Below are 9742 nucleotides of genomic sequence, written 5' to 3'. Positions count from 1 at the left end.
GGTCCGCGCACTGCGCGGACCCGACGCTGTGTCAGCCGTTGGCGCTGGGGGTGTTGAGGGCTGCGGCGCGGAGGGCGGCTGCCACGCGGACGACCGGTTCGACGGGTGGGTGCGGAAGGCGGGCGAGGAGCAGGCGCCGGTGTTCCTGGGGTCCGCCGCGGACCGGCAGGATGCGTACGCCTGGCGGCGCGGCGGGAGCGAGTGTCGCGGGCACGGTGGTGAGGCCGCAGCCGGCGGCGACCAGCTGGAGCTTGGCGAGCCAGTCGCGGGCGGTGTGGGCGATCTCGGGTCGTTCGTCCAGGCCGGGCCACACTCCCATCAGCCGGTCCTCACCGGAACCGGCGCTCCCGATCCAGCGCTGCCCGCGCAGGTCGGCGACGTCGACGAAGTCGCCACGGGCCAGGGGGTGGCCGGCGGGCACCGCGAGACGCAGGGCCCGTTCGGCGAGCGTCTGCAGGACCAGTGGGGGTGACTCGGTGTCCGGTGGGCGGAACGGTGGCATCGACGCCAGGAGGGCGAGGTCGAGGGTGCCGGCCCGCAGGGCACGCACCAGTGCCGGGGTGCTGCCTTCCCGGCTGACGACGTCGAGCCCTGGATCCGTGCGGCGCAGCATCGCCAGGGCGGTGGGGAGCAGGACGGCTCCGGCGCTGGGGAACCAGCCCAGGCGGACGGTGCCGGACTGCTCGGGCATGCCGGACAGTTCGCGCGCGGTCGCATCGATCTCGTCGAGCACGGTCGCCCCGCGGCGCATCACGACGCGGCCGGCCGCCGTCAGGCGGACTCCGTCGCGCCGCCGTTCCAGCAGCTGAGCGCCTGCCGCCCGTTCGATCGCGGCGATCTGCCGGGACACCGCCGACTGGGTGTAGCCCAGCGTTGCGGCGGCCGCGGTGAAGGTTCCCTGTTCGGCGACCGCGCGCAAGACGCGCAGCGCGGTCAGCGACACATCCGTGAAGTCCATGACGATTGCGCATACTAGCTGTGCTCAACATTCGTTGGACTCATGGGGCCTGCCGTTTCTAGCGTGGCAGGCATGAATGCTTCGCGAATCGCTCTCGTCACGGGCGCCAACCAGGGACTGGGCCGCGCACTGACCGAAGGGCTGGCGGCCCGTATGAGCCCGGACGACCTGGTGCTGCTCACCGGCCGCGACCAGTTGCGTGTGGCGGACGCCGCCCGCGCGGTGGCGCAGCTGCCCGGCACCCGCAGCCAGGTTCAGGGCAGGGTCCTGGACGTCAGCGACACCGGCGCCGTCACCGCACTCGCCGATGAGCTGCGCGCACGGTACGGCGGCGTCGACGTCGTGATCTCCAATGCGGTCGCCCGTGTGCTGCCCGAGGAGTCCCAGGCCGCGCGGGCCGACGAGTTCATCGACGTCTCCAACACCGCCACCCACACGATCCTGCGCTCCTTCGCCCCGATCCTGCGCCCCGGCGGCCGACTGCTCGTCGTGGCCAGCACCCTGGGCACCCTCGGCCACCTCGACCCGCGGCTGCACCACCTGTTCGACGGCGCGAGCCTCGACCAGGTCGAGTCCGCCGTCGAGCACTGGCGCAGCCTGATCCACGACAAGACCGCCGAGGAGGCGGGCTGGCCCCGCTGGCTGAACGTGCCCTCGAAGGTCGCCCAGGTCGCCGCCGTCCGCGCGGTGGCCGCCGAGCGCCGCGAGCGCGACCTCGCCACCGGCACCCTGATCGCCTCCGTGTGCCCCGGCATGGTCGACACCGCCACCTCCCGCCCCTGGTTCAGCGACTACAGCCACGCCCAATCGCCCGCCCGGGCCGCCCGCGCCGTGCTCGACCTGGTCTTCGCCGAACACGTCGATCCGGCCCACTACGGCGAGTTGGTGCGCTTCGGCAAGGCCCTGCCCTGGCACGACGGCACTCCCCCGGTCGAGCAGGACCGGCTGCTCACCCCCTGAGCCCCGGCCGGGTGCATGGGGTGCGCCGCCGTGCGGGGAAGGCCCAGCACGATGCGGACGCCCTGCGGGCCGAGCGGGCCGCGGCCCCTCTCCTTCCCGGCGCTCAGGAGGCGCTGCAAGCTCCGGGCGTCGCCGACGCCGTGTCCCGCCTCGTCCCCGAGGTCGAGCAGCACAGGCCGGCCGGTCCCGCGCGGACGGACCTCCTCGGCGCCCTCGGGGGATGACGGGCGGCACCGAGCACAGCCCGACGGCTCGCGCGGGGGAGCGTCAGCGCCGGGCCACTGCTGCGACACCGCCCCCGTGCTCGCGCCACGCCTGCTCGCGCAGCTCTACCGACAGCAGCAGTTCCACCGCTGTGCAGGCCAGCGCTTCCGTCGCCGCGAGCATCACACGGCGGGCCCGGTCGGAGGCTGCCGCGGTGGCGAACTCGGGGGTGTGGTCGGAGCCGTCCGGATCCATGATCGCGACGAAGGGGTGGATCGCGGGCACCCGTCCGCTGACGTTGCCGATGTCCGAGGAGCCCAGGAACACGCCGGGCGCCGGCGGCGTGAGGTCGATGCCCGCGCGGGCCAGATGCCGGGCGAACCGTACGGACAGGGCCGTACTGTCGCGGAAGTGCTCGTATCGCGGCGTGGCCCGGCCGAACGTGACCGTCGTGCCCATGGCGCGGGCCACGCCCTGTGCGCAGGTCAGCACCTCCCCCGCCAGGTCCTCCAGAGCGGCGGTCGTCGCGGCGCGCAGGCCGAAGAGGCCTTCGGCGTACTCGGGGACGATGTTCGTCGCCAGGCCGCCGTCGGTGACGATGCCCTGGACGTGCGAGCCCTGCGGGAGGCGCGGGCCCATGGCGGCGAGGGCGTTGAACAGCTGGATGAGGGCCGCGAGGGCGTCGATGCCCTCGGTCGGGTTCCCGGTGGGGTGGGCGGCGCGGCCGTGGAAGCCGATGCGGTACTGCGTCTGGGCGGTCAGCGGTGCCCACTGCCAGCTGTGGACGCCGGGATGGAACATCAGGGCGGCGTCGACGTCGTCGAAGACGCCCGCCTCGGTCTCGGTGACCTTGCCGCCGCCGCCCTCCTCGGCGGGCGTACCCACGGCCCATACGGTCCCCGCGCCGTCCCCCAGGACGGCTCGTGCCGCGAGCGCGGCGCCGAGACCGGCCGCGGCGATCAGGTTGTGGCCGCAGGCGTGCCCGAGCCCGGGCAGGGCGTCGTACTCCAGAAGGAGGGCCACCGCCGGCCGGCGGACCGTTCCCGCCCGTGCGGCGAAGGCGGTGGGCATTCCGGCGAGCTCCCGATGCACCGTGAACCCCTCGCGTTCGAGCTCGCCGCTCAGCAGCCGCACCGCCCGGTGTTCCTCGAATCCGTACTCGGGGTCGGCGTGCAGGGCCAGGGCGACCTCCCACAGCCGCTCCGCACGGGCGGCCACCTCCCTCACCACCCGTCCGAGCGCCTCGTCCACCGCGTCCGCCACACCGGCCTCCCGAGGTTTTCCACGTGCGTGTGTGTCTCTGGGCGGGTTCCAACAACTCGGCCTCCCACACCGTTAACCCGCTGCGGACGGGGCACTCGGGGGCTCCGGCGGATCCGGACGGGGAGCCGCCGCTTCCTGGCTGGAGGTGGAAAGGGATGGGACACGGTGGAAACGTCATCGACGAGCTGATGACCGATCACCGGGAGGTCGAGGAGCTCTTCGGCCGGATCGAGGCGCTGCCGTCCGGTGACAAGGACCGCAAGGTGTACGCCGACCAGGCCACGATGGAACTGGTCCGGCACTCGGTGGCCGAGGAGGAGTACCTCTACCCGGCGGTGCGGGAACACCTGGTCAACGGGAACACCATGGCGGACAGGGAGATCGAGGACCACGCCGGCGCCGAGCAGATCATGAAGGACCTGGAGAGCTGCGAAGCGGGCGACGCCGAGTTCGACCGGCTGGTCGCGAGGCTGATGAGCGAGGTCCGCGCGCACATCGCCGACGAGGAGGAGAACCTCTTTCCCCAGCTGCGCACGGCGTGCACGGCGCAGGTGCTCGACGATCTGGGAGACAAGGTCCGCCAGGCCAAGAAGCTCGCGCCGACCCGGCCGCACCCTTCCGCACCGGACACGCCTCCGGCCAACAAGCTGCTGGCGCCGGGTGCCGGGCTGGTCGACCGGCTGCGGGACGCGCTGAGCGGGCGGGGCAAGCACGACTGACGGGACCGACCGGCGCCTGCGCCACCGCCTCTCAGGCGGGTTGTCCCGGCTTGAGCAGGTTCATCAGCTGGTCCTGGTGGAGTGCGGTCACCGGGGCGAGCAGGTCGGGGTGGCGCAGCAGAGCCGCAGCCCGCCGGTCGCTCTCGTCGGGCGCCACCAGGCGCCGGAACGCGGCGGGCGTGGTGGCCGTATGGCTGCCCTCGGCGACCGCGGCCACCGCGCGGCCGGCCAGTTCCGGGTCGCTCAGCAGACAGGCCGCCCAGCTGGCCACGACCTCGTCGACCCAGGTGCGCCAGGCGTGGACGTCCGCGTCCGGGCCGCCTGTGTCGTCCGCGCCGGCGATCCAGTCGAGCCGGGCGGATCCTCCCGGGCCCGCCATGCCGACCAGGGCGGCGTCCACCGGAGTGGGATAGCGCAGCCATGCCGCCACCGTCACGGCCTGGCGGGCCTGCACCTCGCACAGGGCCGAGGCCAGTGCGCCGCCGCCGGAAGGGTAGGCGCAGGTCAGCCACTGGGCGGTCGCCGCGATGAGCGGGGAGAGGTCTGCGAGCACTGCGGGGGCCGTCCGTGCGTGGGGAGAGGGCAGGGGCTGGTGAAAAACGGTAGCTGGCCGGCTCGGGCGGGGACATGCCCGCATCCGGTCCGGTGACGTGGCATCGACCACAGCGGCGCGGGAACCCGGTGGGTGTCTGTACGCGCCCACCCCTTGGAGAGGTCATGAGTCTTCTGCGTCTGGTCGGCCGCCCCATGCTCGCCTCCATGTTCGTCTCCGGTGGTCTGAACACGCTGCGCGCTCCCGAGGAGGTCGCTCCCGTGGCCGAGCCCGTCGTCCAGCCGGTCACCGAGCGGGTCGAGGCCCTGCCGGACCGCACCGAGCAGGTCGTACGGCTCAACGGCGCCGTGCAGGTGGTGGCGGGTCTGCTGCTGGCGAGCGGCCGGTTGCCCCGGCCGGCCGCGCTGGCCATCGCGGCCACGCTGGTGCCGACGACGCTTGCGGGTCACCGTTTCTGGGAGGCGGACGACCCCGAGGAGCGCGCCCAGCAGCGCATCCACTTCCTCAAGAACCTGTCGATGCTCGGCGGTCTGCTCATCGCGGCCGACGACACCGCGGGCGCCCCCTCGCTGGCGTGGCGTGGCCGTCATGCCGCCCATGATCTGCGGCGCGATGCCCATCTGGTGCGCCGGTCCGTGCGGGCCACGGCCCGGCCCGCCGCCGCGGTCGGCGGGGTCCGGGCCCGGCTGGCGCGCTGATCACCCGCGGGCGAGGAACCGTTCGAGGGTCGTGGTCAGTTCCGCCGGCTTCTCCACCGGCAGTTCGTGGCCGGCGTCGATGATGCGGACCTCGGCGTCCGGGTAGGCCTTGGCCATACGCAGCATCTGCTGCACCGGCAGCTGGATGTCGTGGTAGCCGTGGATCAGGAGGGTGGGTACGCGGATCTCGCCGACCCGGTCCAGGACGTCGAAGGCGCGCATGGCGCCGTAGAGCGTCATGACGACCTCGCGCGGGGTGGCGGCGGACGCCTTGATGCAGGCGCGGACCTCCTCGCGGGGGTAGCCGGGGGCGAAGGCGCGCTGGATGTTGGTGGCGACGAACAGCTTGTAGGGCACCAGCGTCGAGGCCGCCATCAGCAGTCCGCGGCCGCGGCTGTAGGTCATACGGGCGATGGAGTCGACCAGCACGAGCCGCTCGACGCGCTCGGAGTGGTCGAGGGTGATGGTCTGCGCGATCATGCCGCCCATCGAGTGGCCCACGAGGACGGCCCGTTCGACTTCGAGGTGGTCGAGCAGAGCAAGGACGTCGGCGGCCAGTTCCGCGACGGTGGGCACCCCCGCGCCGCTGCTCTCGCCGTGGCCGCGCAGATCGAGGCGGATCACCCTGCGCTTCTCGGCGAAGTGCGCCATCTGGTGGTCCCAGCGGTGGCGGTTGGCGGTCCAGCCGTGGATGAACACCAGGGGCACACCGTCGCCGTCGCGGGGGCCCTCGTCGTCGTACGTCAGCGCTGCGCCGTCGACTTCGAGCTGCGGCATGGTGCCTCCTGGATACGGTCCGGTTACTGGCGAGTACGTTAGCGGTCGGCGGGGCCCTCGTCACCGGCGTTCGCCGAGGAAGTCGAGGATGTGCCCGAAGACGTCGAGGGCGGCGCCCCGACCGAGGAAGGTGTCCAGGTGGCCGTAGCCGGGGATCTCGGTGTACGTCACGTCCAGGTGCGGGTGGCGGCGGGCGAGGACGTCGCGGCACAGCTGCTGGGAGTCCAGCCACAGGCCGTTGTCGCTGCCCGCCAGGAGCAGGAGCGGGCTGTCGATCCCGTCTGCGGCATCGAGGGCGTTGGGCGGTAGGGCCGCGTAGCGGTGGTCGGTGTCGTGCCAGCGGACCACAGTGCGGGCCAGTTCGATGCGGCGCAGATGCGGCAGGATCCACAGGGGCGCGGGGCCGAGGAGGTCGGCCAGCCGGTTGTGGGTGGTCTCGGTCAGGTGCTCGTGGACGAAGAGCGAGGCACCCGTGCCCCATGCCGAGTGGTGCAGGATCTGGCAGGTGGGATCGGGGCAGCTCGCCTTGCGGGAGGCCAGTGCGAACAGGGGCGTGTACTTGGAGCGCAGCCCCACCGTGCGGAAGTCGACGGGGATGTGGTCGAGACGGGACTTCAGCAGTTCCCCGGCCAGGGACATGCGCAGTGAGGTGCGGCCGCCGAGTTTCGGCGTGAGGAACACGCCCTGCGCCACCACGCCCGCCAGGCCCGGGACCAGGCCCGCCGTCATGCTCAGCGACAGGGTGAGGGCGCCGATGCAGTGGGCCACGGCGAACAGCGGGCGGTCCTCGCCGATGCGGGCGCGGATGTGGGAGATGGCGGCGGGGATGTCGTACAGGGCGACGTCGTCGTAGGTGTATTTCCGGCCGGTGGCGTTGTAGGGCAGGCGGCAGCTGCCGCGCCAGTCCAGCAGCCACGGCTCGTAGCCGTCGTCGAGCAGGACGTCGACGAGGTTGCGGATCTCCGGCAGCAGGAACATGTCGGCGGAGGCCGTGTGGCCGTGCAGCAGGAGCACTGCGGGGCGGTCCCGCTCGCCGGTTTCGATGCGGGTCAGGCCGAGGCGGACGCCGTCCGGGGCGTGGAAGGGGATCTCCTCGACCCGCCGCGGGTCGAGACGGTGGTGCAGGGGGCGCAGGGTGGGGGTGGTTCTGACCTTGCGGAGGGCCGGCCTGGTGGTGGGTTTCGTCGCCTTGAAGATCATCGGTTGTGCTCCGTGGGGTGCTGGGTGCGGCGCAGGTCGAGGAGGTCGGCGGCGGCCCTGGTGAAGGGGCCGAGCAGACCGCGGCCCATCTGGAGGCCGAACCAGGCGAGCCAGGTCAGCTTGGCGGCGCGCTGCTCCCGGCCGGTGAGACGGGGGTCGACATTGATGCCGTCGATCTGGTCGCGTACGTAGCTGTCCGCGGGTACGACCAACTCGCCGGCCAGGAGGGCGGGTTCGCCCTCGCGTCCGATCTCGATGCTCAGGGCACGGGTCTGGCGCCAGATGTCACGGCGGGCGCGGGCGTGTTTGCGGCCCTCCAGCCACCAGCTGCCGCCCTCCGCATCGCGCAACAGCAGCCGGTAGCGCAGGAGTTGGTGGGTCAGGCCGTGGTGTTCGGGGATGCCCTCCTCGGGGCGGATCCACACGTCGCCGCGTTCCACGGTCAGCGGGTCGGGGTGTGCGGCCGGGCAGGCAAGGTGTCCGCGTACGTCGATGCGGCGCTCGGTGACGAGCTGGTGCATGCTCGCGATGGAGAGAGTCAGCGTCATCGAGCAGGGCGTTTCGGCGGGGGCTGCGACCGGGCCCACATGCCCCTCGGTGGTCTCCGTGAACCAGAGGTAGGGCTGGTCGTCCTTGTGCGGCAGCCGGGCCAGGCCGTCTTCCGCCAGCCGCTCGAAGGTCTTGAGCTGTGCGCGGGCGTCGTAGCGGGTGGCCGGTGGCAGGCCGAGGGCCTCGACGAGGTGGGCGGTGCGTTCGTCGCCGGCCGCCGGTCCCTTGAGGGTGGCCTCGCACAGCTTGAGTGCGGTGGGGCTCTGCAACACCCGGGACAGGAACGTCAGTTCGGGTATCGGTTCGGCCTGCAGGCGGGCCAGGGTGTCGGTGCGCCAGTCGTCCCAGTCCTTGACGCGCACGTGCATGCCACCCAGGGCCATGTCCTGTACGACGTCGTCGAGGGTGTTGGGTACGCCGGTCAGGTTGTAGTCGAAGCCCCAGGCGTCGGGTTCGCAGATGACGCCGACCGCGACCCGGCTCACCCAGTCCACCGGGGCGGAGTTGAGGTAGCGGAACGCGGGAACCGTGCGGAAGCGGCCGAAGGCCGAGACCAGGCCGCTGGAGAGGTCCTGGGGGTTGTAGGCGCCGGTCCTGGTGTGGCCGCCGATGCCTCCCGGGCGCAGGGCGGTGACGATCAGGCCGTGGTCGCGGGCGCGGCGCAGCGCGACCTCCGCGGCCCACTTGGTCTGGTCGTAGCCCGCGATGAGGCGGTCGGCGTGGGCCAGGGGGTCGTCCTCGCCCATGGAGGTGATGCCGACCTCGTTGAAGACGGCGATGGAGGAGATGTGGTGCAGGGGTTTGGGGCGGCCGGCGGCCGCCAGTTCGGCCAGGGCGAGCGTGCCGAGGACGTTGCTGGCGCGCAGTGACTGGTAGCCGCGCAGGAAGTCCACGGCTGCGGCCACGCCGACGATGCCGTCCAGTTCGTGCGCGAGCTCGCTCCACCGTTCCTCGCTCAGGCCGAGGTGCGGGCGGCGGATGTCGCCGGGCAGCACGGTGATGCGGCGGCGGACCTCCGTCGACCAGGGCAACCGGTAGCTGCGCAGGGCCTCGCCGAGCCGGGTCTCGGCCGCTTCCTCGTCGGCGGCGCGTACCAGGCAGTACACATGGGCGTCGCTGTGGCGCAGCAGGTCCAGGAGCATGTGGCTGCCGAGGAAACCGGTCGCGCCGGTGAGCAGGATCCGGCGGTGCGGCAACGGCTCGGGAGCGGCGATGAACGGAAGGCGGTCGGCAAGGGCGAGGTCGGCCAGGATCTGGTCGAGGTCTTCGCGGCGGGCGGCGGTGTGCGGCGCACGGGCGGGCTCGGACAGCCGTGCGGCCGGGGGCGGTGGTGTGCGGGGAGAGGGGACGATCGGCGCGGTCGTCGTTCCGGCCGTCGGTTGTCCCGCGGTGGTGACCGGGGGGGCAACGGCCCTGATTCCGGGGATCCGTGCCCAGCGGCGGGCGAGACTGCTCGGGCGGGCGTCGGCGAAGACCTCGTCCAGATCGACCTCGATGCCCAGTTCCTGCTCCAGCTCCGCCACGAGTTCCACCGCGTTCACGGAACTGCCGCCGGCGTCGAAGAAGTCGGTGTCCGGCGAGAGAGGTCCCTCGGGCAGATGGCGGCCGGCCGCCGCGGCGATGACGGCGGCGAGCACGTCGACGTCCGGGGGCGGGGGCGGATCCGTGTCGGGCGCCCCGTCCGCGGCGGTGGTGGAGTGTGCGGCTACGGCAGCCGGAACGACCCTCGCCAGCAGATCGCTCACACTCAGACCGCTTCCGCCGCGCTCGATCGACTCCGCCGTCGCCCGCTGACCGGCGTACGTCGACGCGTCCTCGCTCATCTCACGCATCAGTGCCCTTCACCCTGTCGGCAGCCATG

The 9742-nt window shown here is 72.7% G+C and carries 10 protein-coding genes; 4 read left to right on the top strand and 6 right to left on the bottom strand.

Going from position 1 to position 9742, the window contains the following annotated elements; translation table 11 throughout:
* Window positions 1-31 precede the first annotated feature (31 nt).
* On the bottom strand, window positions 32-958 hold the full coding sequence (locus ACWDAG_RS39400) for a LysR family transcriptional regulator (RefSeq protein ID WP_450700360.1): 927 nt from the start codon (window positions 956-958) through the stop codon (window positions 32-34).
* 72 nt (window positions 959-1030) lie between these two features.
* Between ACWDAG_RS39400 and ACWDAG_RS39395 the strand changes: the two genes are divergently transcribed.
* Together ACWDAG_RS39395 and ACWDAG_RS39390 are read left to right on the top strand one after the other, a co-directional pair.
* Complete coding sequence (locus ACWDAG_RS39395) at window positions 1031-1918, top strand: SDR family NAD(P)-dependent oxidoreductase (RefSeq protein WP_450700359.1); 888 nt, start codon at window positions 1031-1033, stop codon at window positions 1916-1918.
* A gap of 20 nt (window positions 1919-1938) precedes the next feature.
* On the top strand, window positions 1939-2142 hold the full coding sequence (locus tag ACWDAG_RS39390) for a hypothetical protein (protein WP_450700358.1): 204 nt from the start codon (window positions 1939-1941) through the stop codon (window positions 2140-2142).
* Window positions 2143-2185: 43 nt separating this feature from the next.
* On the opposite strand, the gene ACWDAG_RS39385 is transcribed toward ACWDAG_RS39390, so the two are convergent.
* A complete protein-coding gene (locus ACWDAG_RS39385) occupies window positions 2186-3385 on the bottom strand; it encodes an amidohydrolase (RefSeq protein WP_450700357.1) in 1200 nt (399 codons plus the stop codon).
* A gap of 155 nt (window positions 3386-3540) precedes the next feature.
* Between ACWDAG_RS39385 and ACWDAG_RS39380 the strand changes: the two genes are divergently transcribed.
* On the top strand, window positions 3541-4104 hold the full coding sequence (locus ACWDAG_RS39380) for a hemerythrin domain-containing protein (RefSeq protein WP_450700356.1): 564 nt from the start codon (window positions 3541-3543) through the stop codon (window positions 4102-4104).
* Window positions 4105-4135: 31 nt separating this feature from the next.
* Here the strand turns inward: ACWDAG_RS39380 and ACWDAG_RS39375 are convergent, their stop codons facing one another.
* Window positions 4136-4657, bottom strand: a complete 522-nt coding sequence (locus ACWDAG_RS39375) for a hypothetical protein (RefSeq protein WP_450700355.1) — start codon at window positions 4655-4657, stop codon at window positions 4136-4138.
* Window positions 4658-4821: 164 nt separating this feature from the next.
* Here ACWDAG_RS39375 and ACWDAG_RS39370 point away from each other — a divergent pair, with 164 nt between their 5' ends.
* Window positions 4822-5355, top strand: coding sequence for a DoxX family protein (locus ACWDAG_RS39370; protein WP_450700354.1), 534 nt, complete (start codon window positions 4822-4824; stop codon window positions 5353-5355).
* Here the strand turns inward: ACWDAG_RS39370 and ACWDAG_RS39365 are convergent, their stop codons facing one another.
* Genes ACWDAG_RS39365 through ACWDAG_RS39355 form a run of 3 tightly spaced genes read right to left on the bottom strand, consistent with a single transcriptional unit; the run spans window position 5356 to window position 9713 of the window.
* On the bottom strand, window positions 5356-6132 hold the full coding sequence (locus tag ACWDAG_RS39365; protein ID WP_450700353.1) for an alpha/beta fold hydrolase: 777 nt from the start codon (window positions 6130-6132) through the stop codon (window positions 5356-5358).
* A 60-nt stretch (window positions 6133-6192) separates the two neighbouring features.
* A complete protein-coding gene (locus tag ACWDAG_RS39360) occupies window positions 6193-7332 on the bottom strand; it encodes an alpha/beta hydrolase (protein WP_450700352.1) in 1140 nt (379 codons plus the stop codon).
* A complete protein-coding gene (locus ACWDAG_RS39355) occupies window positions 7329-9713 on the bottom strand; it encodes a thioester reductase domain-containing protein (RefSeq protein ID WP_450700351.1) in 2385 nt (794 codons plus the stop codon). Before ACWDAG_RS39355 ends, ACWDAG_RS39360 begins: the two co-directional genes overlap by 4 nt.
* Window positions 9714-9742 lie beyond the last annotated feature (29 nt).

The organism is Streptomyces sp. NPDC001157, from assembly GCF_053598255.1.
The sequence above is the reverse complement of the archived record's forward strand: the minus strand, read 5'-3'. Positions and strand labels throughout refer to the sequence as shown.

Bases quoted from the DNA above. Each gene is read 5' to 3' on its own strand.
- ACWDAG_RS39400 (WP_450700360.1), bottom strand. From the start codon at position 958: ATGGACTTCACGGATGTGTCGCTGACCGCGCTGCGCGTCTTGCGCGCG.
- ACWDAG_RS39395 (WP_450700359.1), top strand. From the start codon at position 1,031: ATGAATGCTTCGCGAATCGCTCTCGTCACGGGCGCCAACCAGGGACTG.
- ACWDAG_RS39380 (WP_450700356.1), top strand. From the start codon at position 3,541: ATGGGACACGGTGGAAACGTCATCGACGAGCTGATGACCGATCACCGG.
- ACWDAG_RS39370 (WP_450700354.1), top strand. From the start codon at position 4,822: ATGAGTCTTCTGCGTCTGGTCGGCCGCCCCATGCTCGCCTCCATGTTC.
- ACWDAG_RS39365 (WP_450700353.1), bottom strand. From the start codon at position 6,132: ATGCCGCAGCTCGAAGTCGACGGCGCAGCGCTGACGTACGACGACGAG.
- ACWDAG_RS39360 (WP_450700352.1), bottom strand. From the start codon at position 7,332: ATGATCTTCAAGGCGACGAAACCCACCACCAGGCCGGCCCTCCGCAAG.
- ACWDAG_RS39355 (WP_450700351.1), bottom strand. From the start codon at position 9,713: ATGCGTGAGATGAGCGAGGACGCGTCGACGTACGCCGGTCAGCGGGCG.